The 26,414-nt window shown below is 57.2% G+C and carries 23 protein-coding genes and 1 tRNA gene; 4 read left to right on the forward strand and 20 right to left on the reverse strand.

What is annotated here, in order from left to right:
• On the forward strand, positions 1 to 933 hold the full coding sequence (locus tag LC093_RS01290; RefSeq protein WP_226661200.1) for an AEC family transporter: 933 nt from the start codon (positions 1 to 3) through the stop codon (positions 931 to 933).
• The gene (locus LC093_RS01295; protein ID WP_226661202.1) at positions 930 to 1,394 is read left to right on the forward strand and encodes a DUF2489 domain-containing protein; all 465 of its coding nucleotides are present in this window, start codon (positions 930 to 932) and stop codon (positions 1,392 to 1,394) included. The genes LC093_RS01290 and LC093_RS01295 overlap by 4 nt, the downstream gene beginning before the upstream one ends.
• Positions 1,395 to 1,559: 165 nt before the next feature.
• On the opposite strand, the gene trmA is transcribed toward LC093_RS01295, so the two are convergent.
• Positions 1,560 to 2,648: a tRNA (uridine(54)-C5)-methyltransferase TrmA gene (trmA, locus tag LC093_RS01300; RefSeq protein WP_226661204.1), complete on the reverse strand. Its 1,089-nt coding sequence runs from the start codon at positions 2,646 to 2,648 to the stop codon at positions 1,560 to 1,562.
• A gap of 106 nt (positions 2,649 to 2,754) precedes the next feature.
• Between trmA and LC093_RS01305 the strand changes: the two genes are divergently transcribed.
• A complete protein-coding gene (locus tag LC093_RS01305; protein WP_226661206.1) occupies positions 2,755 to 3,168 on the forward strand; it encodes a secondary thiamine-phosphate synthase enzyme YjbQ in 414 nt (137 codons plus the stop codon).
• Between the two features lie 54 nt (positions 3,169 to 3,222).
• Here LC093_RS01305 and rimK read toward each other — a convergent pair whose 3' ends face one another.
• The 6 genes from rimK to LC093_RS01335 all read right to left on the reverse strand — a co-directional run bounded on the left by rimK (position 3,223) and on the right by LC093_RS01335 (position 6,476).
• Complete coding sequence (gene rimK / locus LC093_RS01310) at positions 3,223 to 4,140, reverse strand: 30S ribosomal protein S6--L-glutamate ligase (protein ID WP_226661207.1); 918 nt, start codon at positions 4,138 to 4,140, stop codon at positions 3,223 to 3,225.
• Positions 4,141 to 4,307: 167 nt separating this feature from the next.
• Positions 4,308 to 4,652: a TusE/DsrC/DsvC family sulfur relay protein gene (locus LC093_RS01315; RefSeq protein WP_226661209.1), complete on the reverse strand. Its 345-nt coding sequence runs from the start codon at positions 4,650 to 4,652 to the stop codon at positions 4,308 to 4,310.
• Between the two features lie 14 nt (positions 4,653 to 4,666).
• On the reverse strand, positions 4,667 to 4,948 hold the full coding sequence (tusB, locus tag LC093_RS01320) for a sulfurtransferase complex subunit TusB (protein WP_226661211.1): 282 nt from the start codon (positions 4,946 to 4,948) through the stop codon (positions 4,667 to 4,669).
• Positions 4,949 to 4,969: 21 nt separating this feature from the next.
• On the reverse strand, positions 4,970 to 5,329 hold the full coding sequence (gene tusC, locus LC093_RS01325) for a sulfurtransferase complex subunit TusC (protein ID WP_226661212.1): 360 nt from the start codon (positions 5,327 to 5,329) through the stop codon (positions 4,970 to 4,972).
• A 5-nt stretch (positions 5,330 to 5,334) separates the two neighbouring features.
• Positions 5,335 to 5,727 (reverse strand): sulfurtransferase complex subunit TusD, encoded by a 393-nt coding sequence (gene tusD, locus LC093_RS01330; protein ID WP_226661214.1) that lies wholly within the window; start codon positions 5,725 to 5,727, stop codon positions 5,335 to 5,337.
• Between the two features lie 68 nt (positions 5,728 to 5,795).
• Positions 5,796 to 6,476, reverse strand: a complete 681-nt coding sequence (locus LC093_RS01335; RefSeq protein WP_226661216.1) for a Bax inhibitor-1/YccA family protein — start codon at positions 6,474 to 6,476, stop codon at positions 5,796 to 5,798.
• A 133-nt stretch (positions 6,477 to 6,609) separates the two neighbouring features.
• Here LC093_RS01335 and LC093_RS01340 point away from each other — a divergent pair, with 133 nt between their 5' ends.
• Positions 6,610 to 7,164: a beta-lactamase hydrolase domain-containing protein gene (locus LC093_RS01340; protein WP_226661218.1), complete on the forward strand. Its 555-nt coding sequence runs from the start codon at positions 6,610 to 6,612 to the stop codon at positions 7,162 to 7,164.
• Positions 7,165 to 7,198: 34 nt separating this feature from the next.
• On the opposite strand, the gene LC093_RS01345 is transcribed toward LC093_RS01340, so the two are convergent.
• From LC093_RS01345 to rne, 13 genes are all read right to left on the reverse strand, one after another.
• Positions 7,199 to 9,709, reverse strand: a complete 2,511-nt coding sequence (locus tag LC093_RS01345; RefSeq protein ID WP_226661221.1) for an endonuclease/exonuclease/phosphatase family protein — start codon at positions 9,707 to 9,709, stop codon at positions 7,199 to 7,201.
• Between the two features lie 47 nt (positions 9,710 to 9,756).
• On the reverse strand, positions 9,757 to 11,049 hold the full coding sequence (locus LC093_RS01350; protein ID WP_226661224.1) for a glycosyltransferase: 1,293 nt from the start codon (positions 11,047 to 11,049) through the stop codon (positions 9,757 to 9,759).
• Complete coding sequence (locus tag LC093_RS01355) at positions 11,046 to 13,298, reverse strand: hypothetical protein (RefSeq protein ID WP_226661226.1); 2,253 nt, start codon at positions 13,296 to 13,298, stop codon at positions 11,046 to 11,048. The genes LC093_RS01350 and LC093_RS01355 overlap by 4 nt, the downstream gene beginning before the upstream one ends.
• Entirely contained in the window at positions 13,298 to 14,002 is a 705-nt protein-coding gene (locus LC093_RS01360) for a TVP38/TMEM64 family protein (protein ID WP_226661228.1), read from the reverse strand. Before LC093_RS01360 ends, LC093_RS01355 begins: the two co-directional genes overlap by 1 nt.
• Before the next feature lie 199 nt (positions 14,003 to 14,201).
• The gene (locus LC093_RS01365; RefSeq protein WP_226661230.1) at positions 14,202 to 15,491 is read right to left on the reverse strand and encodes an MgtC/SapB family protein; all 1,290 of its coding nucleotides are present in this window, start codon (positions 15,489 to 15,491) and stop codon (positions 14,202 to 14,204) included.
• A gap of 232 nt (positions 15,492 to 15,723) precedes the next feature.
• On the reverse strand, positions 15,724 to 15,957 hold the full coding sequence (locus LC093_RS01370) for a hypothetical protein (RefSeq protein ID WP_226661231.1): 234 nt from the start codon (positions 15,955 to 15,957) through the stop codon (positions 15,724 to 15,726).
• Positions 15,958 to 15,983: 26 nt separating this feature from the next.
• Positions 15,984 to 17,108, reverse strand: coding sequence for an alginate export family protein (locus LC093_RS01375; RefSeq protein WP_226661233.1), 1,125 nt, complete (start codon positions 17,106 to 17,108; stop codon positions 15,984 to 15,986).
• A gap of 117 nt (positions 17,109 to 17,225) precedes the next feature.
• Positions 17,226 to 18,923, reverse strand: coding sequence for an MFS transporter (locus LC093_RS01380; protein WP_226661235.1), 1,698 nt, complete (start codon positions 18,921 to 18,923; stop codon positions 17,226 to 17,228).
• A complete protein-coding gene (locus tag LC093_RS01385; protein WP_226661237.1) occupies positions 18,848 to 20,863 on the reverse strand; it encodes an amidohydrolase in 2,016 nt (671 codons plus the stop codon). The genes LC093_RS01380 and LC093_RS01385 overlap by 76 nt, the downstream gene beginning before the upstream one ends.
• A gap of 14 nt (positions 20,864 to 20,877) precedes the next feature.
• The gene (gene ycaC, locus LC093_RS01390; protein ID WP_226661238.1) at positions 20,878 to 21,501 is read right to left on the reverse strand and encodes an isochorismate family cysteine hydrolase YcaC; all 624 of its coding nucleotides are present in this window, start codon (positions 21,499 to 21,501) and stop codon (positions 20,878 to 20,880) included.
• A 425-nt stretch (positions 21,502 to 21,926) separates the two neighbouring features.
• Positions 21,927 to 22,508, reverse strand: coding sequence for a hypothetical protein (locus LC093_RS01395; protein ID WP_226661240.1), 582 nt, complete (start codon positions 22,506 to 22,508; stop codon positions 21,927 to 21,929).
• Positions 22,509 to 23,030: 522 nt separating this feature from the next.
• Positions 23,031 to 23,118, reverse strand: a tRNA-Ser gene (locus LC093_RS01400).
• 112 nt (positions 23,119 to 23,230) lie between these two features.
• Complete coding sequence (gene rne / locus LC093_RS01405; RefSeq protein ID WP_226661242.1) at positions 23,231 to 26,278, reverse strand: ribonuclease E; 3,048 nt, start codon at positions 26,276 to 26,278, stop codon at positions 23,231 to 23,233.
• Positions 26,279 to 26,414: the final 136 nt, after the last annotated feature.

Consider the following 26,414-nt stretch of genomic DNA (forward strand, 5'->3'; position numbering starts at 1 on the left):
TTGGAAACATTTTCTTTCGCGCTCTCTGTAACAGCGCCGATCTTTTTGACATTGCTGGTGGGTTACGGTCTTGCGCGGGTCGGGTTGCTGAGTGAATCCTTTGTGGATGACGCTTCGCGCCTGGTGTTTCTGGTTACCTTGCCGGCGCTGTTGTTCTTCAATATTTTCGGTTCAGATGCGCAGCTCGGTGAAGAGTTGCCGCTGTTGGCCGCCGGCCTGATTGGCACCGTACTGACGGTACCGCTGGCCTGGGTGGTGGCGCGACCGCTGGAATATGGCGACCGCAGTGCGTTTATCCAGGGGGCGTTTCGCGGCAACCTCGGTATTATCGGGCTGGCCTGGGCGGCCAACGCCTACGGCCCTGCGGGCCTGGCGCAAGCGGCACTGTTGATGGCGGTGATCACGATCTTTTACAACGTGGCAGCGGTGGCGCTGTTCGCGGTGTATAGCCAGAAGGCGAAGTTCAGCTGGGTGAAGCTGGCAAGGGATGTGGTGACCAATCCGCTGATTCTAGCGATTGTGCTGGCGCTGGTGGCGAAAGGGGTAGGGCTGGTGCTGCCGCAGATGATCGTGCAGACCGGGGATTACCTGGCTTCGGTTACCTTGCCCCTGGCGCTGCTGTGTATCGGTGCCAGCCTTGACCTGAGCATGCTGCGCCGCAGTTCGTTTGGGGCATTCGCCGCGAGCGGATTCAAATTGCTGGTGGTGCCGGTAGTGCTGGTGGCCGTGGGGTGGGCGTTCGGGCTCGACACGCAATCAATGGCAATACTGTTCTTGCTGGCCGCGGCACCCACGGCCTCCGCCTCGTTTATCATGGCCCGTGCCCTCGGCGGCAACAGCCAGCTGGCGGCCAATATCATTGCCCTGAGTACTTTGTTTTCTATTATTACCGCCAGCATCGGGCTGGCGTTGTTGAAGGTGTATGTTCCATGACTGTTGTTCCTGCCTGGATTCTGGTTATCGCTGGGCTTGTTATTGTCACCCTGTCTGCCATTGCGACCTATTACTGCCTTGAATTGCGCAAGGCGCAAAAGCGGCAGAAACAGCAACTGGTTGAGCTGGAAGCGGCCGCAGAAGCGCAACGGGACAGGGTAAACACCAGTATCCAGATCATTGCGAAAACCCTGTTGGATGAGGGCGTGGGCCTGACCGAAGCTTCTCTGCGAATTCGCGTATTGATGGACTCTCTGCAAGTAGATGAGGCAGTGAAAGAGGAGTTTGTTGCTTTCTATACCGTTGCGGACAAGACCAGTCATATCCCGATTCTTGAAGACTGGAAAAAGCTTTCCCGTAAGGAAAAATTCGCGTTTGAAAAAGAAATGGCGCGGGTGGAGGGTGAATACAGAGATTTCGCGCTGGATGCGGCGAAGCGGATTTTGGGACGGAATTTCTAAATAGGCTTTACAGTGTGCTCTGGAAGTCCTGAGGGGCTGGATACCGGCTTTCGCCGGTATGACGAGTGCTTGGGTGTGTCGTCATCCCGGACTTGATCCGGGATCCATTACTACGAAGCCCCAATCCGTCATCCCGGACTCGATCCGGGATCCAGCACTACGGAGTTACTTCCTGACCAGCATCACCGCGGACTCGGTGTGATCCGTATAAGGGAACTGGTCGAAAATCGCAAAGCGCTCGACATTGTGGGTCTTGGTGAGCTCCGCCAGATTCTCCAGCTGGGTCTGCGGGTTGCAGGAGATATACAGGATGCGCGGGAAGCGCGCGATCATTGCGCAGGTGTCGACATCCAGCCCGGCACGCGGTGGGTCCACGAGTACGGTTGAGAAATCGTAGCTGTCGAGATCGAAATCTTTCAGGCGCCGGAACGGGCGCACCTTGTCGATGGCCTGGGTGAATTCTTCACTGGAGAGCCGCAGAATGTTCAGGTTTTCCACGCCGTTGGCCGCAATATTTTCCTGCGCCGCATTCACCGAAACCTTGGAAATCTCCGTCGCCAGCACCTTGTCGAAATGCTCCGCCAGCGGAATGGTGAAATTGCCGTTGCCGCAATAGAGTTCGAGCAGATCCCCGCTGGCGTCATTGCTGCAATCCTTCGCCCACTGAATCATCGACTGGCAGATATGGCCGTTGGGCTGGGTAAAGCTGCCCTCTACCTGTTTGTACTGGTAAACCTTGCCTTTGATATCGAGCTTTTCAATCACGTAATCGCGCTCAAGCACCAGCTTCTGCTTGCGTGAGCGGCCCAGGATCGGCACGCCGAGGGCGGACTGCAGTTTGCGGGCTTCCTGCTCCCAGGCTTCATCGAGGGGCTTGTGGTAGATCAGGGTGATCAGCGCATCGCCGCTCAGGGTAGTCAGGAACTCGGCGCTGAACAGGCGCTTGCGCAGCAGCTCGCTCTGGTTGATGGCATCCAGCAGTGGTGGCATCAGTTCGTTGATCCGCTCGGAGCCGACGGTAAACTCTGTAATGACGAACGGTTTCTTGTACTCGCCCTGGCGATACATGGCGTAGTCTACACGGCCGCCTTCCTGCCACATCTTGAACTCCGCACGCAGGCGGTAATGGCTGGGGGGCGAGGGGAATACTTCCGGCTCCAGCTGGGTGTAAGGCGTATAGGCCTGTTGCAGCCTGGCGACTTTCTCGTCAAGTTGCTGCTGGTAGTCGTCGGTGTTTACGCGGTGAAGTGCCATAGATGCTAATGCCGGGAATTTGGAAACTGGTGGTAAAACGGGCGCGGATTATAGCGGATATGGCCGCGCGTTGAACGAACTTGATGGAATCCGGGGAGATACACGCATGGCATTGGGCCAGCTGGAAATAGTAGTACAGGGCCAGGGGCTGCACGAATTTACCGAACAGGTGAACAGCTGGCTGGATAGTCAGAACCTGTTTGGCAGTGGGCTTTGTACCCTGTTTATTCAACACACCTCGGCGAGCCTGCTGATACAGGAGAATGCGGATCCAAGTGCGCGCGTGGACCTGGAGAACTGGCTGAACCGGCTGGTGCCGGAAAACGACCCGCTGTACACGCACACCCTGGAAGGGCCGGACGATATGCCAGCGCATATCAAGGCCGCGCTCACCGCTTCTTCACTGAGTATCCCGATGGAAAACGGCCGCCTGTTACTGGGTACCTGGCAGGGTATCTACCTCTGGGAACACCGCCATCACCAGGGGAAGCGGCGGGTCATTGTGCAGGCCTGTAATTAAGCTTTCAGTTTCAATCGGCCACGCTCACTACCCAATTGAGCGCAAGAGGGTGGCTCAGCCTTTGCCTACCGGTTTGTTCGGGCCTAATTTTGAGTCTTTTTCGATGTACTCAATAATTTTCCCGGCGACATCAATTCCGGTGGCATTTTCAATGCCCTCCAGGCCAGGCGAGGAGTTCACCTCGATAACCAATGGGCCGTGAGATGACCGCAGAATGTCGACACCGGCAAGATCAAGGCCCATAACCTTGGCCGCATTGAGTGCGAGCCTGCGTTCGGCCGGTGTCAGCTTAATGACTTCCGCGGTGCCGCCGCGGTGCAAATTGGAGCGGTACTCGCCTTTTGCCGCTTTACGCTGCATTGCGGCGATCACCTTGCCTCCCACCACAAAGCAGCGGATATCGGAGCCGCCGGCTTCTTTGATGAATTCCTGTACCAGAAAATCTGAGCCAATACCGTGGAAGGCATTGATCAGCGCTTCTGCGGCTTTTTTGGTTTCTGCCAGCAACACCCCGTTGCCCTGTGTGCTCTGGGTTAACTTCACGATGAGCGGCGCACCGCCCACAGACTCAATAATGCTGTTGGTTGCTTTGGCGGAATGCGCGTAGCTTGTAACGGGTTGACCTATGCCTTTGCGAGCCAGTAGCTGATGGGCTCGTAGCTTGTCCCTTGAGCGGGTAATAGCTATGGATTCATTGATCGAGTAAACGTTAGCCACTTCAAATTGCCTGAGAACAGCACACCCATATGAAGTAATGCTGGCACCAATGCGCGGTATTACCGCATCGAAACGCAGCTCTTCTACGTCGCCTTCATTTTTCTGGTAGTAGACGTTTGGATCATTGGCCGTAATGTTCATGTAGCACTTGAGTGCGTCGACGACCCGGACTTCGTGTCCCCGTTCTTCTGCCGCCTCAATCAGTCGACGTGTTGAATACAGTTTTCGATTTCTTGAAAGAATGCAAATCTTCATAAGTGATCTCTTTGCATCGGCTGTGGCATGAATACATTCGTTGTGTGCGTACCAGTAAACCTTACGTAGTAGCGCATCGCAAGTTCGCTCCGGGCCTTCGTGAAACGACAGTCGTAAACTTATTCCCTATGGGGCGCGCATGTAGTCACGCGGGCAATTTGGGGTAGCTAAAGGCAGTTGGTGGGCTTTGGCAGGCCGGCAATTTTGCTGGCAACCTTGGCTGGGCTCGGTGGGAACAGCTGCATCAAATAGATACTGCGGCCTTTGTCGGGCCCGAGGTGCAGGGTGATGTATTTGACCAATGGGCGCATGGCTGGCGATAGCTCGAACTCGCGGTAAAACGCTTGCAGCAGTTGCAATACTTCCCAATGGGCGTCGGTCAGTTCAATTCCTTCACTCTGTGCCAACGCGCTGGCCACTTCCGGTGTCCAGTCGGAAAGCTCGCGCAAAAACCCTTCTTTGTCGATCGGGATTTCACGGCCTGCGATGTGTAAGTTTTTTTCGGTGTTCATACTTCTGATCGCCGTTACTTGAACCAGCTGACGATAGGGTTGTGTTCGGTACATAGTGTGACCCAGCGCGTCTCATCGATACCTTCCACATTTTTCCCAATAACGATACCACGGGCTTCAGCGTCTGATTGAAGGCAGTAGACCGGCGCGCGCTCGGTAATCTCAGGATATGTTTCCACGGCGCCGTAAACGGCGTCTTCAATCAGCACGATAGCGTCGCCTTCGGCACAGCTGCTTGCGCAGTCTGTCAGCGCAGATGAAGAGTAGGGCGATTTGCTTACGATATGTAGGGTCATGCTTTTAGTCGGGCTCGCTGGTTAAAAACTGAGAACGTGGTCGAACTTGCGGATAAAGCTGCCGCAGTCTTCTACAAGCTCAATGTCAGCTCCGGGAACCTGGAGTGCTTCCGGCATGATACCCCGCTGCAGCAGGCTAGATTTGCATACGTGGAGCGTCTCCACATCAAACATCGGCAGTGCCTGGATATTGCGGCGCAAATTCTTTTCGGCAATCGCTTCGGGCTTCTGTCCTGCTAGCTGGAAAACCCCGTCACCCAAAAACAGTACGGCAGGGGCCTGATCCATGGCTGCGGCGGCCAGTATAGCCTCAAGACCTTCGCGGGCCAGTGCGTTGCCGTACGGGGCCTGGCGGCACAGGGCGAGAGTGTTCTTGCTCATTGTGATCAGCCTCCGAATGTCACGATACGATCACTTGCCGCCGTGGCTTCGGCCAGTTGCCCCAGCCCGGCCAGCTCAAACCCTTCCGCCAGGTTGGCGGCAGGCTTCTCCAGGCGGGTTGCTTCGCTCTCGCTCAAGAGCCCGCGCCGTTGGGCCGCGGCTATACATACCACGAGGTCCAGCTGGTGAGCCTGCTGCAGTTGTTGCCACTGGCCGAGAAGGTCCTGCTCGTCCTGGGGTGGCGCGGCGAGCGCGCTGCCGTTGTGAATGCCGTCGGCATAGAAGAAGACCCGGTACAGGGTATGTCCGGCTTCAAGCAGTGCGCGTGCAAATCGCAGGGCGGTGGCTGCACCTTCGGAGGCATGGGGTGCGCCGTAGATAACGAGAGTGAACTTCATTTTTAGGTTGCCCGGAAATAAAAATGCCCCGCGATGCGGGGCGCTGTGTGAACGGCTGTCGGCCTGTATCAGTCGTCGGAAGCGAAACCGAAGATGTGCAGCAGGCTGGTGAACAGGTTCAGGATGTTCAGGTACAGGGAGGTGGTGGCCATGATGTAGTTGGTTTCACCGCCGTTCACGATACGGCTGGTGTCATACAGGATGAAACCGGAGAACAGCAGGGCAATCACACCGCTCAGGGCAACGCTGGCCAGCGGCATGTAAACGCCGAAGAAGCTGGCGACCATCAGGGCCAGGGCACATACCAGTACCGCGATCAGGCCGACGAACAGGAAACCGCCCATGAAGCTGAAATCTTTGCGGGTCGTCAGCACGTAGGCGGACAGCGCGAAGAAGATCAGAGCGGTGGTGCCCAGTGCCTGCATGACGATCTGGCCGCCACCGGCGAGACCTACGTAATGGTTCAGCATCGGGCCCAGGGAGGCGCCCAGCAGGCCGGTAAACGCGAATACCACACCCACGCCAGCAGCGGAGTTGGCGGTGCGCGGCAGAACGAACCAGACCAGCACAATGGCAGCAATGGAGCACAGCAGGCTCATACCGCGGCCCATGCCGATGGCCATGGAAATTCCAGCAGTGACTGCGCTGAAAAGGACAGTCATAGCCAGAAGCGCGTAGGTATTACGCAGAACTTTCGCGGCTTCCGAGCGATCCAGTGCTCGGGACTGAGTGTAAACTTGCGGCTGCATTAGCGTCTCCTGCTAAGTGATGTTTCAATTGGTCGAAATCATATCGCCAGCGCCTTTGACCATCAAGTAGGCGTAGGGTTCTACAGAAATTACAATCTTGGTGCAAATTCGCGCGCCTAATGGAGTTCACGAAATGAAATTGCCCAAAGTATTGGTCTTTCTTTCTGTTTGCGTCTTCGCGCTGGCGGCGCCATTCAGTAGTGCCAGCGGTGCTGAAGACAGCGAGAAACCTGAAATCCAGGTTCCCTTTGGGGATAAAGTGGGGGCGGAAATACAGAATTACAACCGTCTGCGCCCAAATATTGCCACTGGAGGCAGTATAGATCTTGCCCAGATTAAGGAAATCGCCGGTCACGGGTTCCGTACCGTTCTCGACCTGCGTACACCGGAAGAGGGCACTGCGGAGGAAAAAGCAGCTGTGGAGGGGGCGGGAATGCGCTACGTGAACCTGCCGGTCTCAAAGGGGGCGCCTTCTGAAGAGGTGATCAAAGGCATTGAAGCCGTGCTACAGGATCCTGATGCGGGCCTGGTGCTGATTCATTGTGGATCCGGCAACCGTGTCGGTACCGCCTGGGCAATCTATCGAGCAAAGACGGGCGTGCCGCTGGATATTGCGATAGAAGAAGGCCGCACAATCGGGATGCGCGACTCAAGAGAAGAGCAGGTGAGGGCGTTACTCTCGGAATAAGCCGCCGTGCTTGTCGGGGACTTTCCTTGCGATCTTAAAGTGGCAGTCTAATGTCCACGATCAGGGGCAGGTGATCGGATGCGAGCTGGGTCAGTTCACTCCGGGGCACAAGCACCGCGCGCACGTCGATATTTCGGTCCACGAATACGTAGTCAATACGGGCTTTGGGTAACCGGCTGAAAAAGGTGCCCTGGGGCTTGTGGCCGGCAAGCTGTACCTGGGCGTCGTCCAGTTCCGCGGTAATCTTGCGGATTTCCTTTGAGCTGGGCAGTGCGTTGAAGTCGCCGAGCAGTATGCGCGGGCGACCGCACTGATCGCTGCCCATCCATTCTTTGCCTAGCAGGGCGTCGATCTGCCGCAGCCGTTCACCCTTGGACAAGCCCAGGTGGGTGTTGAAAATCTGCACGGGAACACCCTCGAAGTCCACTTCCACCCAAAGGGCGCCGCGGGGCTCGGCGTTGCCAAAATGTCGTGAGTCTTCCGCCGGGCCGGGAAGAATGTCCTTCTTCACCAGACGCAGTGGCAGCTCGGTAAGAATACAGTCGCCGTAGAGTTCGTCTTCCAGGTGCATTGCCGGCTGGAAGTGGCAGTCCATAGCGAGGAGCTGAGCGATCTGGTGCGCCTGGTCGACCCCGCCGGTGCGTTCGCGTCGGACATCGACTTCCTGCAGTGCAACCACATCCGGCGCATAACGGGCTATGACTCGGGCGATGCGCTCGGGGGATATCTTGCCGTCCATGCCGTCGCAAATATGCACGTTGTAGGTCATCACGCGCAGGCTTTTAGTGGTCGCAGCTCGGGATGGGGCTGCGGCAGATTTTGATTTGGGCGTTTTTTGGGGGGAGGGCACTTCCGGGCCCAGCGCGATGATGGGCGGAGGCGATTTCAGTTTTTCTGCTGGTTGCGCGCGTAAAAATTTGAGAGCGGCGTCGCGAATATCCTTTGGCCGCCAGTGCTCGAGGCCGTTGTCTGGAAAATGGATGTCCCCGGGCATGAGTGCAAACGCATGGGTCTCATTTGGGCCGGCGCCGCCATGGCTGCCGTTTTCTATCGCGAAGCTGATACTGTCACTGCCGGCGCACCAGCCGCTGATGACGAAATCCCCCGCGTCTGGATGGCGACACAGGTTGGCCAGGTCTTCCGCCGCTTCTTGCGGGAAAGGGTGCTCGCTCCCGAATACGGCAAGGTGATCCCGCGGCAGCTCAATCGGTCCATTGCGCCACCAGCCGCAGACTTTAGTTGGTCCATCGCCTTCCGTGGGTGCGTCCGTATCCTGGTAGAGCACCATGGGTACATGGGTTTTCTCTACGATAAGCCGGGCAATCTCCTTTCGGGAAATACCATTGCAGTCCACGTTATAGAGCAGGGCGAGTGGCCCCATTGCGGAAAGCGCCATTGGGGCATCGCCCTGCCGCTGACGCTCGGGATCTTCGATTGGAAATAGTTTTTGTATCCACTGGCCGCCAAACAGGCGTACACGCTGCAGTTGGACACCCTGGTTGCCACTGGCGCGATAACCCTGGGGGCTTTGGGGTAACTCGTTGAGCGCTTCGGCAATCGCATCTGCGAGTGGCCGGCCATAGCGCGCCTCGTAAGGAATGCTGTCTTCCTGCCCGTGGTCGGAATAGATCCATACATCGTAGTGGCGCCGTGAGGAGCGGTGGGCGGCACGCCAGATTCGCGCGATGGCATCATCGATGCCTTTCAGTGTCCAGTGGGCAAATGCGGAGCTGGGACCGCGGCGGTGTGCCTGTTCGTCGTAGCCCAGCAGGTTGATGTAGATCACCGGCAGGCCGCGGGCGATATCAATTTTCACGCCGACCGTGGACAGCTCACGAAGCATGATGGTGATAGCGATGCGCGTGGGAATGAACATCAGTTCGCGCATAAGATCCTGACCACTGGTCAGTCCGCGAAAAAAGTCCACCACTGAAAGCAGAAGCTCCAGAATCAGCAGGCTGCCAGTGCGCACGAGGCTCCAAAGGTTGGCGAGGACCAGTGCGATTAACGCGAGGGGGCCGGCTTCCTTGAGTGATCGGCCCCAGCCCTCTGATGCGGGGCAGAAATGTGCCTCGTCGTTATCGGCTCCGGCCCGGAATACGCTCACATAGCAACTGCCATGGTTCAGCAGCGGTTCGTTGCCTTCTTCGGTAAGTCTCTTTTCCACCTCACTGGCGGCTTCGGACTCGTACATACGCCGCATTTTTTGCGACTGCTGCGACATAAAGCCAAAAGCGGGCACGGCCGCTTTTACACCGTAAAAAATTTCTGCCTGGACTGCCGGGGTGGTGGCGGGAACGCCGGAGTACATGTGATCGAGGTGGTAGTGTTCTTTCTCGATCAGTTTTTTCAGGAAGGGCAATTTGCCTTCTGCCAGTGCCTTATCGAATTGGGGACGGGCGAGGCCGTCGATCTGGATCAATACCAGTGCTGGCGCGTCGGGTTCCCGTTCATTGATCTGCAGTTTCAGCATACGCGCAAGCCACTCGCTGCGGCTGATACGTCGCCGCCAACGCCGGAGTGTGCTTTCTATACGCGTGATCATGTACTGGCGATTTCCTTTTCAGTTAGCGTGAGTGAATACCGGTAGCTTCAGCGATTGCCGTGATCGGAAAGGTGATTACCCTGATCGAGCGCCGCGCTGGCGGCACTGGTGACGCCCTCGATGATTTCCCATTGCGCGCCGATCATATTGCGCAATCGCATCCATTGGGCGTAGAGGGAATCATCCAGTGGCCAGTGCTGGTGGACCAGTGACTGGTAGTGTTCGAGCGCGGTACTTGCGCAGTTTTCCAGTGAATACCGGTTTGCGGTTTTCAACGCTTCGATGCGGAGGTTTGCGCGGACCTCGCTGGGCTGGTCGAGTATCCATTGCAGTGCGGCGATCATGTCGCGCTCACTGTGCTTCAAAACCAGTCGCCCGTTGATCTGGTCTTCGACGACTTCGCGGCATCCGCTGGCATCCAGCGCGACAACCGGTACGCCGGCGGCCATGGCCTCAGTTAAAACCATACCCTGGGTTTCGCTGGTGGACGCGAAGGCGAACACATCCATTGCGCTGTAGGCGTCTCGTTGGGCCTCTCCCTGCAAGGTTCCGGTCAGGTGCAGGCGATTGCCCATCCCCCGGGAATCAAACAGGTTTTTGATTTGCTGCTGCATCGGGCCAGCGCCAACCACCATAAAGTGGGTATTTTCATTGCGCTGCATGAATTCGAGCGTGGAGGCAGAGAGAAAATCGAGGTTTTTTTCCGCGGCCAGGCGCCCGAGATGCCCCACCACGAAGGCGGATTCCGGTATGCCGTATTGCCGGCGCGCAGCGAGGCCGTCGCCATCGCGGTAGTTGCTGAGCTGTACGCCAGTGGGAACCACTGAAAGCGGTGTGGTGACGCCCCGTGAGCGCAGCAGGTCGGCGATACTTTCGCTGGGCGCAAACACCATGCTGGCGAGGTTTGCGTAGCGTGTTGCGAGCTCAATCACAAAGCGTTTCAGCGCTTCGGAATCCGCTGGTACATAGTGGGTGTAGCGCTCGTACAGTGTGTGATGGGTGAAAATCAGTGGGAGTTCGCGGCTGCGGGCTATGCGCAATGCAGTCATGCCCAGGAGAAAGGGGTGGTGAGAGTGGACGATGTCGGGTTCGAAAACATCCAGGTGGTGGCTGAGTTCTCCTGACAGCGGAAGGGCTACGGAGAAATCGCTGCCGTTAAAGTTCTGGATGGCAGGTACCCGAAACACGTCCTTTTCCTCCGGAATTTTCTCTGCGAACTCCGGGGCCACGATCATTACGTTGTGGCCTCTTCGGCGATACTCCCGGGCAAAAGTATCCACCGAGCGCGCGACACCTCCTACGTGGGGCAGGTAGGTGTTGGTCAGCATAACGATATTCACAGAGGATCCAGCTCCACCATTTCTACACCTTCAGTTACGGTTACCGGTTTGAAGCCAAACGCACGGATTTCAATCGTTGGAGCCTCGGTGTGCCAATCACCGCTCCAGGTTACCCGTGGATGCACCCCGGGTGTTATCTCGAGCGATATACGCCCGAAGTAGGTGGGTGCTGGCCCGAACCGGATGGGCTTCTGCGCAGTTTGATCTTTCAGCCACTCCGGCGGCAACCCTGAAATCAGGATCAGGCGGTTGCCTTCTTCGCGAACAAAACAGTTTCGCTGCATGGTAACCCATTCGGCTGCTGCCCAGGCGTGCTGGCCGTCACCCATGCAGCCGCCAAAAGAATGCGGGTGTATGGCTTCGGGCCACTGCCCGGTGGGGGACGCAAGTTTCGCAACATTGCGCATGAGGTCGATACAGCGCGGATCACCGGCGCGTAAAAGCACCTGAGCTACGTGAATGGTCAGGTAGGCGTTGATGCCGGAATGAATCATGTCCTGGAAGAAACCACCGGCCACAAAGCACTCTTGCTGAAGAAACTCCACCAGGTCTAGCAGGCGGGGATCTTCTTCCGGGTAAAGGCGCAGTGGGTAGCCGGCCGCGATCGAACCGATGGCGCCGGCGTCGAGGCGGCGCTTGGGGGACGCGGGCATGGCCGGCCTGCCCAGGCGTGTGGCCGCCTGGCTGAGTGACTCATCGACGGTGAGCATGAAATCATCGGCATGGGACTGAAAGCGGTCGGCTTCATTGTCGAGGCCTTCACGGCGGCACAGGGCGACTGCGGAAAGCTGGCCCGCAATACCCCAGAAATCGTCCCAGTAGTAGCAATCGTTGGGGCCGAGGTGCTCGGCACTGAAGCCGGCAGGAAGCAGGCCACCGGTCAGGCTGCCGTCTTTTGGCTGGCGCTTGTCATCGATCCATTGCGCTCCGCGTAAGACCGGGTCGAGCCAATCCTGCTTGAGCTTGCGGTTGGTAATGCGGCAGTACTGGTCAATGATCCAGAGTGCCTCGCCGTTGGAGTCCCACTCTCCATCCTGGGAATGGAAATAGCCGTTGCGCTTTTGCCGCGACGGGAACCGCTCGAGCGCACGTTCCGCCCGCTCGATCAATCCGGCGTGCAGCAGGGACTGGATCATAAAGGCGGCATCGCGGAACCAGAAGCGCTTGTACGTATAGGGCCCGGGGTAAACGTCATGCGGGGAGTGCAGAATGAGTGAGCGTACTGCTGCGTCGTAAAGGAACTGCATCTGCGGATCCGGTACCGACATGGCACAGTGCTGGCTGAGGTTGTGTGCCCAGCCGGAGGGTGCATTGCGGCTGTTCAGCTTGCAGTGCTGTGGGATGGTTACCAGTGTGTCCACCGTCTGCCCCGGTTCGAGGCGGAAGAGCGCGGCAGCCGTTGCCATGCCTACATCGCACTCGGCGTGGGTTTCGTTGGCCTCATCATGCAGGTAGAGCGCGATATCACCGCGACGATAATCGGACGCATGATGGCGATCTACCGGGCGGTCAAAGTGAATTTTATCGGTGCCATCCACGAGCCACTGGTCGCGGCTGTTGCCCAATACCACCTTGTTGATCAGGGCCACGCCTTCGGGGTTACATGGCCGCAGTGAGACCACTAGCCAGCCACCTTTGGCGTGCTGGCCGCGAAGTTGTAGCAGGCAATTATTGTGCTGCTCGGAGAGCTCCGCCCAAACGCGACTTGTGAGGCTCGCACTGTCAGTCGCAGCTTCGGTCACAACCGCCACGCCTTTTTCGCCGCGATCCATCTCCAGTCGTTGTTCCACGTCCTGCATTTGCGAGGGATAAATGTTGACGCCATCGTCGCCAATAATCCAGCTGTCGATCGACCAGCCATCATAGTGGGGCGTGAGCAGTCCCCGTGGGTCGACGATGGGCATTTCCTCGCTGCCCGGAACACCCACGGCGGTCCAGTTCCGGTGGCTCAGGTTGCAGTGGGTGATCGAGAATGCGCGGGGAATAAAGGAAACATCCGCCGGGTCGAACTGGCGCTCAATCCAGTACGGCCAGACCCAGTCGAGATTGTGCTGGATGACTTTACTGTTCATCAGGGCACGGGCGTGGAAAATCACGCCTGCGCGTAACAATTCTATGGGTTCACTGACCTCCGACGGTTCCGCAAACCGCTGCATCCGCGCCATGACTGCGAGTGGGTCGAGGAAACCGTGGGCAGTGGCGAATTTGCGTACGAAGAACCGCCAGGGAAGCCATTTCATCCAGGGCATCAGAGTTCTCCTTCGTCAATTTTCTGGTTCAGTGCACGCCGCGCCATACGGGTCAGCCCAACCAAAGCTACGACGGCCAGTAAAAAGCCGAGCCCATACAGCGCCCACTCAACGGGCGTACGGGAATCGCGTGCCGTCCCAATGCTGGCCAGGTCCCCGGCGATGGAGCCCACGTAGACGTTGTGCACCGTGATCGGAATAACCCCAAGGAAATTACCGAGTACAAAATCTCGTAGGCGCAGCGGGGTGAGGCCAAAGAAATAGTTCGACAGCTTGAATGGGAACAGGGGAACGAGCCGTGTGAGCATCACCATTCGCCAGCCTTCATCGCGCACCACCTCGCCGAGGTTCGCGGGCTTTATCCTGGAGAGTATCCAGTTTGAGGCCCGTTTGCCAAACAGGTAGCGGGAAATGAGGAATGCGATGGTCGCTCCAATCACTGTTCCCAGCACAACGTAGATGGTGCCTTTGATGACCCCAAACACGAATCCTGCGCCCATGGTGAATATCACCCCGGGCATCATGAATACGATCGCCACCGCAATGAGTGCAATAAACCACAGGCTCGCTTCCCAGCCGCGGCTATTCAGCCACTGGATGAGATCGAGAATTCGATCATCCAGATCGAAATAGTGCAGGGTGGCGAGTACGGCTGCCACCGTAGCGGTACTGATTACGAGGAGCCAGATGGGAGAAAACTTCACGCTTTTGCTATCTGCGCCGGTTGCGGTATCAGTGCTGTTGAATCGGGGTGTTCATGACAGTTACGTGAGCACCTGATTTTTACAGCGTTCTTTCAGAAGACTAGCCAATCCCGAATAATCGTGACCGGTATTTATTCTTCGTTATTTCCAATAGAAATGTTTCCGCGGTATGTAATGAAATTTGCGCATGAGTTGTGCATCAGCTGTGTGGCCATAGCCACAGGACGGCAAGGCTTGCGATCACCGGCAACGCAAAAAATACGAGTACCTTTCCGAAAAGCCTGCGGCCACCGAGAACACCAGCGATTCCAGCTTTGAAAACCAGGTTGGAAAGGCAGGCAACGACGATCGCGCGCCACGCCGTTCCGGCCTCTAGTGCACCGGATTCCGCCAGGTTGGCCGCAGATAGAGTGATGGCATCCACATCGGTTGTGCCGGAAATGAGTGCGACACCGTAGATCCCCTGATTGCCGTAGTAATCCTTGGCCGCTGCGATAGCCACCAGAACCACCGCATAAATGGCACCAAACAACATTGCAGGACCGAGCGCCGCGGGGTTTTCCGGTGGCGGCATTGCGTGCTCTTTATCTTTTACCCACCGGTAACCCAGCAGGCATACCGAAAGGCTTACCACCAGCAGCACCAGTAGCGGCGGTACCAGCTTCGGAAGCATCCGCGGTGCCACCACTGCGATCTCGACGAAGATGCGAATAAACATGCTGGTGGAGGCGATCAGTATCACCAGTGCGGCAAGACCAGTGGCTTTCTCCGCATTGCGCGCCTGCCGGGCATAGGTAGCCGTGGTGGCGGTAGAGGAAATAAGGCCGCCGATGAGACCGCTGAGGACGGTGCCTGCACGCGCGCCCACCATCTTGTAGGCGACGTAGCCCCCGAGGCCAATGCCGACAATAAGCACCACCAGAAGCCAGATGGAGAACGGGTTGAGTACGCCATAGGGACCAAAGTTTCGATTCGGCAGGACGGGAAGGATAATGAGTGAAATAACCGCAAATAGCATGACCGAGCGCAATTCCTGCTCGGAGATCTTGTGTGCGAACTCGTGCATGCCTGGTTTGAAGTGCAGCAGTACGGCAATGGTGCCACCCACCGCAACGCCTACGGTCTTGTCGCCAAGGACAATGTAGGCGCCCAGCATAAACACCAGCAGGGCGGTCACTTCAGTCGTAATCCCTATGTGCTCTCCGTTGCCTCGTAATCGCTCGACATTGCCGAGAAGGATCAGCACCGTTACGGCCAACAGTCCGATGAGTAGCACCCAGCCCATCCCCTGATTCAGGCTGATGTGCGCAGTGAGCGCTCCCAATAATGCAATAAGTGGGAAGGTGCGGATGCCGCCAATTCGGTCGGTCGTGCGCTCACGCTGCAGTCCGATGAGTAAGCCAAGGCCCAGTGCAATGGCAAAGGACGCAATACTCTCGGTGTCGACCAGAGGCGGCAAAGTTACCGGGGAAGGTGAAATGTTATTCATTGCCTGAATCAGTATTACCGGAAATTCAGCCATTGCCACATGGTGCACTCATATCTGGCGTAAGGTGTCCGAAACTTATGCGACATGGTCCACCGAAGCGTGTGCCAAAAAAACGGTGTCGCCGCAGCAAAATTCGCAGCAGTGCGCCTCCAGGCAACTCTTCAAGACATGTTTTTTATCATTGTTGATTTCGCCTTTGTCCTGGTTTTTTTGTCATTCGCCGGCTGCGTGTTTAGAACCGGTATTGAACGGTGAGCTCGGTAAAGTGCAGGTCGTCATCAGGGCCGGTTTCATTCATAAACGCCTCTGGTTTACCAATGGTGTGAATGGCGGTAAAAACCAGGCCGCGGCCGAAGGAGTATTCGGCTGTAAGAGATAAGGTCGTGGCGGCAAAGTGCTGGGTACTGCCGTTCGGTGCGCGCAGGATTTGTCCGGCGGGACTGTAGAGGCCATCGGCCGTTTCCAATCGCCAGAAGAAGTTCAGGTCTGCGGTCAGGGACCAGGCCGCGGCAGGCTGCAGGTTGATAAAGGTGTGAAGGTTGTAGAAGTTTCGCGCCCGAACACCGCCGCTTCGGAGAAGTAATTGCCCCGGGGAAAGAGGGGGTTGAAGGTGCCGAGGTCCGAATCATCGGGATCGTCGTCACCGCTTGCAATATTGATGCTCAGGCGCAGTTCCGGATTCCACGCATGATCCTTCCAGCGGTACGCGGTTTCTGTGGCGAGGGTCCAGGCGTGGATATCGCCACCATTGAAGGTTCCTGTCTGGTACAGGGTCTCCCAGTTCCAGTGCCAGTTGCCCTGACGGCCCCAGGCGCGAGCGCCGAACGAGTGCCGATTTTCACTTCCAGCCCCCTGTACGAACAGTGCATCGTCATCTTGATAGCCCAGGTAGTAAACGTCCAGTTTGCCGGGAAAATCAAACGCTGGCACCGTGGCGTAGGCGCCCCAGAGCGCAAAGCGATCGCTGGTTCCGTCGTCGAATACGCCAGGATTATCTTGTCGCGGACGGGTCGCCAGGACATCCAGTCGCCATGCCTCGGTGGGCGCGAGTATCCGAACGCCATCAAACGTACGTCGAACGTTGGGTCCTTCGCGGACGTCTACCAGGCGTCCAGACCCGAGAACAATTTCCTGACGGCCCACGCGAAGGGTATGAAATTTATTTTCTCCGGTTGCAAAGGAAATATCCGTAAACAGATTTTGCCAGCTGAGCTGATCTTCGTCGACGGGGCTCGGGCCCTCTCGTCGCCCGGTTTCCAGCGCGCTGGTCAACTGCCCGAATAGCCTGAATCGCTTGTTCCAACGCAGATCCGCGAGCAGGGCGTAGCGTTGAAACCATGCGCCATGCTTGTCCTGGGGCGCCTGCCCGAAGGTCGGGTTGTTGGTGTACTCGTAGCGCTGCCGGACTTCGCCACCTACAGAGACATACCCGCGATCTAGATTCGCCAGCGGAATCGCTTTCCAGCAGTAAGGCCAGCAATATGACGGTGATTCAACTAGGGCTGAATAGTCTTCTTCAAACCGCAATTTCTCTAACGCTGGGAGATTATCCGCATGTGTTGTGCCGGCGATTAACACCGCGCCAACGTAGAGTGGTACTTTATTGAGCGATTTCACATTGCCGTCCGCTTGCCGATCGCATGTGAATCGCAACCCGTTCGGCTTGCCACAGCTGGGTATTCATTGCAGTGTGCCATCGTCTGCGGGAGAGGCGCCCGATATGTTGTCAGTTGATTACCTTGATCGATCCGGCGCGAGCAAGTGTGTCACAACGGGCGTTGTGCCCGGGCGCTGGTATTTGAGTGCCTGTTGCTGGATCTGCCCATCGAGGATCGACGTCCTCTGATGGTGGCGCATATGGGCGACCCATGATTCCTCGATAAAATACTCAAGCATCCTGCCCGGAATCGCGACATCCTCGAACAATCCCCATGCGAAGGCGCCATGTCGTTCCCGTGACGCTTTCAGGTGCAGCATGGCCTCGATAAAAGCATCGGTGTCTGAGGGTGCGATATCGTATTGCACTGTGACCATCACAGGCCCCCGGTCCAGCGCAACTTCACTGGCCACAACCGGCTGTGGCCAGTAGCCACTGGGGGCGTGATTCAACTGATCGCTTTGCAACAATTTGAATCGCCACGTCAATAGTGTGGCGAGGGTGGCACCGGCCGCAGCGATTAGTTGTGCGCCGGGTATGCCAATTTTGGATGCCACCTGCCCCCAGAGGATGCTGCCCAGCATCATTGCGCCAAAGAATATGGTGATATATATCGACAGGCCTCTGGCCCGCACCCAGTCGGGGAGTGCCAGTTGGGCCGAGATGTTCAGGCGGGACAGCACGGTAATCCAGCACATTCCGGCGAGCAGACTTGCAGCAATGGCGGCATCGGTGCGTTTTAGGAGGGCCAGAACAACGAGTACAAGTACGGTTCCGAGGGTGCCCAGTGCCGCCAGCTGATCGGCGGAAAATTTTTTGGTCAATTTTGGCAGGAAGAGAGCGCCGATGACCGCGCCAACACCTACGGCAGCGAGAATGAGCCCGTACAGTTGTGGGCCACCTTGCAGTTCCTGACGAGCAACCAGTGGTAACAGGGCCCAAAAGGCGCTTACGAATAGAAAAAAGGCCACCGCGCGCACGAGGGTTGCGCGCATTGCTGCGCTGGCATGAACATAGCGCAGGCCGGCGCGCATGGCGTTGAGAAAGCGTTCTGCTGGCAGGTCGCTTGGTGGAGGTGCTGGGGGGTTCCACCAAAACAGAGCCGCTAGCACAACGAGAAAGCTGACGGCGTTGACAAGGTAGGGCCAGGCGATGCCGATGGTCGCAATGATGGCACCGGCCACTGCTGGACCTATAGCGCGGCTGATATTGACGCCGACACCATTCAGCGCGATCGCGGATTGCAGTTCAGGACGAGGAACCAGCTGAGGCACGATTGCCTGCCAGGCTGGCGCTACAAATGCTGCACCAGCACCATTGAGAAAGGTAAAGAGCAATAGGATCGCAGGCGTAGCCCGCTCGGAGAGAACGAGCCCCGCAAGCACCAGCGTGTTGAGAAACAGCAGTGCGGTTACGGTGATCAGGAGTTTGCGACGGCTGATGAGATCCGCAAGTGCACCCGCCGCGAGGGCGAACAGAAATACGGGTGCACTGGTTGCGGCCTGCACCAAGGCAACCATCAAGGGTGATGGCGAGAGCGAGGTCATTAGCCAGCCGGAGGCCACTTCGTGCATCCATGTGCCAATATTGGATATCACTGTCGCCGTCCACAGGATCGCGAAAGCGCTGTGGCGAAACGGTTCCCAGGGGGAGCGGCTGTCAGTGCTGTCGTCGGTCGTCACCGGGTCGATCCCCTGGTTCAGAACGCAAAACAGGAACAGCCAAGCACGCCCCAGAAGTGGCGAGGATTTCGCACCGGTATCGGGGAGTTCCACGCAATCTGATGATTGTGGCCATGAAGGCCACACGCAGAGGCGCACCCGTCTGTACAGGCGCGCATTGGTTGCCGGCGGCTCGACGAGGTCGCGGTTGCCGCTGATTGTCGCATGGCCGGTGAGGGTGTGCTGTTGACCGGGCTCCAGTCCGGGCTTGCCGGGGGCAGGGGAGGATCGAACTTGGCGAATGGACCTGCCGCGTAAACGATCTTGCCGCCAACGATAGTCAGCTCGGAAACGATTTGCCGGATCGCTGCGTCGGGAACGTTGAAATAGTCTGCGGACAACACGGCAAGATCCGCGTACTGGCCAGGTGCGAGCGCGCCTTTGACGGTCTCCTCGCCAGAAAACCACGCCGAGCCCTGTGTCCACAGGCGCAGGGCGGTAGCCCGGTCGAGAATATTGTCACGGTCATACAGCGAAAGTCCGCCGAGGGTCTTGCCGGTGGCAAGCCAGTAAAGCGCTGTCCAGGGATCGTATGAAGCTACGCGAGTGGCGTCGGTACCAGCGCCTACCGGAAGATCCATAGCCAACATTTTTGCGATTGGTGGTGTGGCCTTCGCCGCGTCTGCACCGTAGCGATCGACAAAATACTCCCCCTGGAATGCCATTCGGTGTTGTGTGGCGATGCCGCCACCGAGTGCCTTGATCCGTTCGATATTGCGCTCACTGATGGTTTCCGCATGATCGATGATGAAACGCGTCTTAAAGGGTGTTTTGCCATTAACCCGCTCGAACAGGGTGAGAAAGCGGTCGATCGATTCGTCGTAGGTGGCGTGAATGCGAAACGGCCAGCCATTTTCTGCCAGCAGTGTGACGATCGGCTCCAGCTCCTTCTCCATGGTTGGCGCGAGATCCGGGCGCGGCTCGAGGAAATTTTCGAAGTCGGCGGCAGACCAGGTGAGATTTTCGCCACCGCCATTCATGCGCAACATGTCAGAGCCTGCGCCCGGTTCGGTCATCGCCACCCAGCGCTCGTAGTCGTTTAATTCCGATCCCGCTTTTTGCGCAAACAGGTTGTAGGCAATACGCACGGTTAGCTGTTTGTCATTGTCCAGCTTTTGTACCACCTCATAATCATCCGGATAGTTCTGGCCGCCACCGCCGGCATCGATCACGGAAGTGATACCGAGGCGGTTCATCTCGCGCATGTAATGCCGGGTGGAATTGATCTGATCCTGCAGGGGCAGCTTGGGGCCTTGTGACAGCGTGGAATAGAGAATTAGCGCTGAGGGTTTGGCGATCAGCATTCCGGTTGGATTACCTTGCTTGTCCTTCTCGATGACGCCGCCGGGAGGGTTGGGGGTATTGCGATCAATGCCGGCGGCTTTCAGTGCCGCGCGATTAAGGAGTGCATGGGAATACAGATGCAGGATAAATACCGGCGTATCCGGTGCGGCTTTATTGATTTCTTCCAGCGTGGGCATGCGGCGCTCGGCAAACTGGAATTCAGACCAACCTCCCACTACCCGAACCCACTGGGGTGCCGGGGTGCGTGCTGCCTGCTGCTTCAACATTTTCAAGGCATCGGCAAGGGAGGGGACATTCTCCCAGCGCAATTCCATGTTGTAATTGAGGCCACCACGAATCAGGTGTGTATGACTGTCGTTCAGGCCGGGGATAACCCGTTTTCCGTCCAGATTGATTACGCGGGTTGTACTGTTCGCAAGCGGCATGACATCTTTGTCGCCGCCCGTTGCCAGTACTACGCCCTGGCGGATGGCGATCGCGGTGACTTCCGGCTTCTGCGGATCCTGGGTAGTGATTTTGGCGTTATGCAATACAAGATCTGCCACGCGGTTTTCCCCTCCCTGGGAGCTGCCTGCAGCAAAAGGTCCAAGCAGTGCGAACATGCCGAGTGCTGCGGTGTTTTTCACGACCTTACGGCGGGTTATCGCGTTATGGGGTAAATCGCCCGTTTTCTTTTCAGGTTTGTTCATTGCACATTTGGTGATTAACTGGAAGTAAGTTGTGAGTAGCTGGTCATCAGGTTGCGGTAATCAGAGATGTGGTTATTCAGCAGGCTTCCCAGTCCCTCTACATCATTGCGCCAGTCACGATGCAGCTCGCACGCCACGCCGAACCAAGTCATCATCTGCGCGCCGGCCGCTGTCATGCGGTTCCATGCCGCATCTCTGGTGAGTGCGTCAAAGGTGCCGGAAGCATCCGCCACCACAAATACGTCAAACCCTTCTTCAAGCGCAGAAAGCGCAGGAAATGCAACGCAGACTTCCGTTACGATTCCGGCAATCAACAGTTGCTTTTTACCAGTGTCTTTGACGGCTTTGACGAAGTCTTCGTTGTCCCAGGCGTTAATCTGACCAGGCCGAGCAATGTATGGCGCGTCGGGAAATATCTCCTTGAGCTCCGGTATCAGGGGGCCATTCGGCCCGTCTTCGAAACTGGTCGTCAGAATGGTGGGTAGCTTGAAATATTTCGCCAGGTCGGCCAGTGCCAGTATGTTGTTTTTGAACTTGTCCGGGCCTATGTCGCGAACCAGTGACATCAGGCCGGCCTGGTGGTCGACCATAAGTACGGCAGCATTTTCCTTGTCGAGTTTTACGTAGGGCTTACTCATCGTCGCATCCTGATATTGGGCCTGGTGCGCAACACTTAAGCGCCCGGGGCAAATAGATTTGCAGTTAAAGTATGGAAGTGTTGGGCGCCAGGTGTTCGGCCCGAATTCTGAGCCTAGCAGGTATTTTCAGGATGACTTGGCCAAGGTTAGAGCTGGCGACAGTTGTGTCGTATGGGGGCATCACCCTGTTGGGTGCCGGCCATGGAATCTCTCGTCTGGCGACGATTACGGTATCAGTGGCGGTTTCGCTCTATGTGTACGGGTTGTGGTTGGTGCGCGAAAACCCGAGAAGCAGTACTGTTGGCCATACATTTAAACTGTGAATCGCACGATCGAAATGGCCTCACCTAGAGGAGAGGGCAGGAGAGGGGGAGCGGGTGATGTTTAGCGCCCTGGTTCATCGAGCACAGGGCGCAGATGATGCGCTAGCGGATTTCCCCCAGGCGAGCCTGTACCCGGCCCGGCCAGATGGTATCTCGAAGCAGCGGTCCAAAAGTGAGGTTGTTGGTCTCCACCAATGCCTTGAATTCCCCTAGTGCCGTTGCTTCGCCACCGCAAGCATCGGTGGCCTGGAAATCGAATTCTCCACCACCGCTGAAGCCGACAAAATAACCCCCGAGATACTGTACCTGGCCGGCTTCCGCATCAAAGGTCAGGTTCTCTGGGTCTCCGGGCGTGAACTGGAATACGGTCTTTTCCGATGCCGTGATGTCATTGATGTGACTGATGCTATAACGGTCCGGCTCGAATACCGAAAGCAACAGGGTGCAGCCGGGGCGCGTCGGTGCAGACTTGCTGCTGAACATGAATACGTCTTTCCCGTTGCTGTGACCGGTAAAGGTCGTGGCATCTGTGTGGTGGCCGTTGGCCACCTGAATATGGATTAGTGCCAGACTGCGGTTAGGATCTTCATAGTCGACCCCCATCATTTTGTTGTAGCCCTTGTTCAGCGCGCTGCAGCCAGTAAGCATCGCGGCCGTGGCCACTGCCAGAATTATTTTTTTCAAGAGTTTTCCCCCGTGGTTGTTATTGGTGGTAAGCGAAAAGTGGGCGATCAGCCCCTGTCGGCCGTCAGTGCCTGTATGCGTTTCTGCACGTGAGGCAGTCAGACGGTTCCACCGGGGAACTCGCCAAACGCTTGTTCGTAGGTGTCCAATGTATCCCGCTCGAAACCACACTGCTTGAAGACCCCTGGTTGCTATCTCTTACGGGACAGGGGGGCAGTGTGTGCCCGTGGCTACTTTGGATCAAAGTTCCAAGAAATAGATTTTTGGCGCGAAATTATTTTTAGGGCAAGTGGTTTGAAAAAAGGTACGTCGAAAACGTGATGTATTTCACGTGAGTGTTGGCGTGGATGTGGGAGGTGGGAATTAACTTGGCTTTGCTCTCACGGGATGAGGGGGCAGGGATTAGCTTCGCTTCGCTCGCTGGTCTCCGCGCTTGCGCGCTCCGGCTCGAATGGGGGTTCCCATCCAAATCTGTCCCAGCACCATACAAAAAAGCCCGGCATAAAGCCGGGCTCTTTTGTATGGCGGTGGGGCAGGGATTCGAACCCTGGGACCTGTTACAGTCAACGGTTTTCAAGACCGCCGCTTTCGACCACTCAGCCACCCCACCAACTTGACCGGCATTATACCGGCAGTTTTTTCCCTTACAAGGGGATTTGGAATTTTTTTAACAACTTCAATGGGTTAGCTGCATTTTTGAGCAGCTAACCCACTGAATTCCATCAGCTGGCAGCGGCGGAGTCGGTGTCGTTTTCCGCAGTTGCCGGCTGGCGTTCGCGGTTAACGCGCGGGTCGTTGGCCGGGCGCTGAAGCGGACGCGGTTTGTGCTCGATGGCTGCAGGCTGGGCAGTGTCCAGCGGGCGCAGTTCACCGAGTTCGCGGCGCTGGGTAATTACTTCCAGGTTTTCCAGCGGGCGAGGGTTGATCCGGGGATCGTTGCTCGCACGTGCAGGCTGACGAGTTGTGTCGTCGCTGGAGGTAACTTCTGCCACTGGTTGTGCAGGCTCTGCAGCCGGCTCGGCTTTCGCTTCTTCAGTAGCGGGTACTTCAGTTGCGTCCGCGGCTACCGCAGGGGCTTCGACGGTTTCTTCTACCTGAGCTTCCGCCTTTACCGGCTGCTCTGTAGTTTCGGCAGTCTCGGTAACCGGTGCCTGAGCTTCCGCTTTGGCTTTGGCTACGGGCGCTACCGGCTTGCTTTCGGTGGCTGGTGCGGTTTCGGCCGTTGGCTTCTGGGTTTCCACCACAGCTTCTGGAGCTACTTCAGCTTTTACCGCCTGTTCAGTTTTCACTTCCGGAGCTTTAGGGGCAGGGATGGATTCCTTGCGCACTTCACCTTCGGTGGAGGCTGGCTTTGCTTCGGCCTTGGGTTTGCTTTCTGCAGTACCTTCAACTGGCGCTTCTGCTTTTGGCTCTGCTTTTTTGGCTGGCTTCTCGGCTTTTTCGCCTTTAGCTTCAGTTACTGGTGCTTCGTCACGGTCCGCATCCGCCTGCTGCTTTTTCGGAGCGCTTTCAGAGCGGTTTCTTGAGCGGCGACTTTTGGTTTCGCGCTCGGCTTCCTCGATAGCTTCGCCCACTTCCTGGTTCAGGTTCTGATCTTCATCAGCAGCCGGTGCATTGCCATCTCCGCGACGACCACGACGGCGCGGTTGAGGACGGGCGCGCACATTGCTCGGGCGACGGGCAGGGCGCTGCTCGTCACTACCGGTTTCGTCCTGGACTTCTGCAGCTACTGCTGTGTTTTTAGACTCAAGTTCCTGATTGCTGGTCTGAGCCTGCTGATCGCGACGCTCCCCCCCGCGACGGCGGCGGCTACGGCGCTGACCTTCTCGTTGGGAGTCCCGCTGGCCTTCGCTACGGCGGTCTGCAGTGACTTCCGGAGTCTCTTCCTGGCGCTTCTCGCGTTTTTCACGCTTGTCTTCGCCACCACGCTCCTGACGCTGGTCGTCGCGACGATTGCGGTTGTTGCGACCGCGGCCACGGCCGCCGCGCTGGTTGCGATTGCGCTGCTGGTAGTTTTTACCGCGTCCTTTGGACTTTTTGTGCGTCTTGGCTGATTTGTCGTCTTCGCTGGTGAACAGGGCTGCAATAGCGCTGATCAGGCGGCTGAACAGGCCTGGCTCACGCTTTTCAGCGGCTTTCTTGGGTTTGGCGGCCGGCGTTGGCGCAGGCGCAGTATGGCTGATTTGCTGTACGGCCGGTTGTGCCGGTGCGCGCAGAGGTTCGTCCTCTTTGTTCGCTGTGGATTCTTCAACGATGCTGCCGGAAATCTTGTAGGAGGTTTCCAGGGTTGTGGAATCGTCGTCGCGCAGTCGCTGCACTTCGAAGTGCGGCGTTTCCAGGTCGGCATTCGGAACAATGACCACGCGGGTCTTGTTGCGGGATTCAATGTTGGAGATTGCGCCGCGCTTTTCATTCAGCAGGTAGGTCGCCACATTGACCGGAGTAATTGCACGAATCTCGGCGCTGCGTTCTTTCTTCGCCTCTTCTTCTACCAGTCGCAGAATGGAGAGGGCCAGAGACTTGGTGCCGCGAATGGTGCCCTGACCGCTACAGCGGGGACATACGCGGAAAGTGGTCTCACCCAGAGAGGGACGCAGGCGCTGACGGGACATTTCGAGCAGACCGAAGCGGGAAATACGGCCGACCTGTACGCGTGCGCGATCCATGCCGAGCGCTTTTTCCATGCGCTTTTCAACTTCGCGCTGGTTGGATTTGCTCTGCATATCGATGAAGTCGATGACTACCAGGCCGCCCATATCACGCAGGCGCAGCTGGCGGGCAATTTCGTCCGCTGCTTCCAGATTGATGGTGCGCGCGGTTTCCTCGATATCGCCACCTTTGGTTGCGCGCGAAGAGTTGATGTCAATCGAAATCAGGGCTTCGGTTACGTCGATGACGATGGAGCCACCGGAGGGCAGCTTCACTTCGCGTTCAAACGCGGTCTCGATCTGGCTTTCAATCTGGTAGCGATTGAACAGGGGGATCGCGTCTTCGTAGTACTTAACCTTGTTGGCGTAGTTCGGCATTACCTGGCGAGCAAATTCCGCTGCCAGCTGGTACGCGCCCTGGTCGTCTACGATCACTTCGCCGATGTCGTCGCGCATGTAATCGCGGATTGCGCGGATGATGACGTTGCTTTCCTGGAACAGGAAATGCGGTGCTTTGGAATCGTCGGCTTCTGTCTTGATCGCGGTCCACAGTTGCAGCAGGTAGTTCAGGTCCCACTGAAGTTCTTCACCGCTGCGGCCAACGCCAGCGGTGCGCACGATGATGCCCATGCCGGAGGGTACTTCCACGCTGGAGAGGGCGTCGCGCAATTCACTGCGCTCGTCACCTTCAATGCGACGGGAGATGCCGCCAGCACGCGGGTTGTTCGGCATCAGTACCAGATAGCGGCCAGCAAGACTGATAAAGGTGGTGAGCGCCGCACCTTTGTTACCACGCTCTTCTTTGTCCACCTGGACAATCACTTCCATGCCTTCTTTGACCACATCCTTGATCTTGATGCGGCCTTCGATTTCTTTGGGCTGTTTCAGGAAGTATTCGCGGGAAATTTCTTTCAGCGGCAGGAAGCCATGACGCTCTGCGCCATAGTCGACAAAAGCGGCTTCCAGGGAGGGTTCTACCCGGGTGATTTTACCCTTGTAGATGTTGGCTTTTTTCTGTTCGCGGGTGCGATTTTCAATATCGAGGTCGTACAGCCATTGGCCATCGACCAGTGCAACACGCAGCTCTTCCGGCTGGGTTGCATTGATGAGCATTCTCTTCATGCGTATGTCTATTCCTTGCGTTGCGCAAAGGTGGGACACGCTGAAGCTCGCAGGCTTGTTGTCGTCGCGACCGAGACACATTGGGTCCTCGGTGACGCAGGGTGCCACCCGGGTGCATCCGCCCATTCTGGGTCGG

The organism is Microbulbifer aggregans, from assembly GCF_020524005.1.
Lineage (GTDB): Bacteria > Pseudomonadota > Gammaproteobacteria > Pseudomonadales > Cellvibrionaceae > Microbulbifer > Microbulbifer aggregans_A.

Excerpts from the sequence above, each read along its gene's own strand:
- rne (WP_226661242.1), bottom strand. The coding sequence starts at position 26,278 with ATGAAGAGAATGCTCATCAATGCAACCCAGCCGGAAGAGCTGCGTGTT.
- ycaC (WP_226661238.1), bottom strand. The coding sequence starts at position 21,501 with ATGAGTAAGCCCTACGTAAAACTCGACAAGGAAAATGCTGCCGTACTT.
- LC093_RS01315 (WP_226661209.1), bottom strand. The coding sequence starts at position 4,652 with ATGAACACCGAAAAAAACTTACACATCGCAGGCCGTGAAATCCCGATC.
- trmA (WP_226661204.1), bottom strand. The coding sequence starts at position 2,648 with ATGGCACTTCACCGCGTAAACACCGACGACTACCAGCAGCAACTTGAC.
- tusC (WP_226661212.1), bottom strand. The coding sequence starts at position 5,329 with ATGAGCAAGAACACTCTCGCCCTGTGCCGCCAGGCCCCGTACGGCAAC.
- tusD (WP_226661214.1), bottom strand. The coding sequence starts at position 5,727 with ATGAAGTTCACTCTCGTTATCTACGGCGCACCCCATGCCTCCGAAGGT.
- LC093_RS01345 (WP_226661221.1), bottom strand. The coding sequence starts at position 9,709 with ATGATCACGCGTATAGAAAGCACACTCCGGCGTTGGCGGCGACGTATC.
- LC093_RS01295 (WP_226661202.1), top strand. The coding sequence starts at position 930 with ATGACTGTTGTTCCTGCCTGGATTCTGGTTATCGCTGGGCTTGTTATT.
- tusB (WP_226661211.1), bottom strand. The coding sequence starts at position 4,948 with ATGACCCTACATATCGTAAGCAAATCGCCCTACTCTTCATCTGCGCTG.
- LC093_RS01355 (WP_226661226.1), bottom strand. The coding sequence starts at position 13,298 with ATGCCCTGGATGAAATGGCTTCCCTGGCGGTTCTTCGTACGCAAATTC.
- LC093_RS01305 (WP_226661206.1), top strand. The coding sequence starts at position 2,755 with ATGGCATTGGGCCAGCTGGAAATAGTAGTACAGGGCCAGGGGCTGCAC.
- LC093_RS01335 (WP_226661216.1), bottom strand. The coding sequence starts at position 6,476 with ATGCAGCCGCAAGTTTACACTCAGTCCCGAGCACTGGATCGCTCGGAA.
- rimK (WP_226661207.1), bottom strand. The coding sequence starts at position 4,140 with ATGAAGATTTGCATTCTTTCAAGAAATCGAAAACTGTATTCAACACGT.
- LC093_RS01365 (WP_226661230.1), bottom strand. The coding sequence starts at position 15,491 with ATGAATAACATTTCACCTTCCCCGGTAACTTTGCCGCCTCTGGTCGAC.
- LC093_RS01385 (WP_226661237.1), bottom strand. The coding sequence starts at position 20,863 with ATGAACAAACCTGAAAAGAAAACGGGCGATTTACCCCATAACGCGATA.
- LC093_RS01340 (WP_226661218.1), top strand. The coding sequence starts at position 6,610 with ATGAAATTGCCCAAAGTATTGGTCTTTCTTTCTGTTTGCGTCTTCGCG.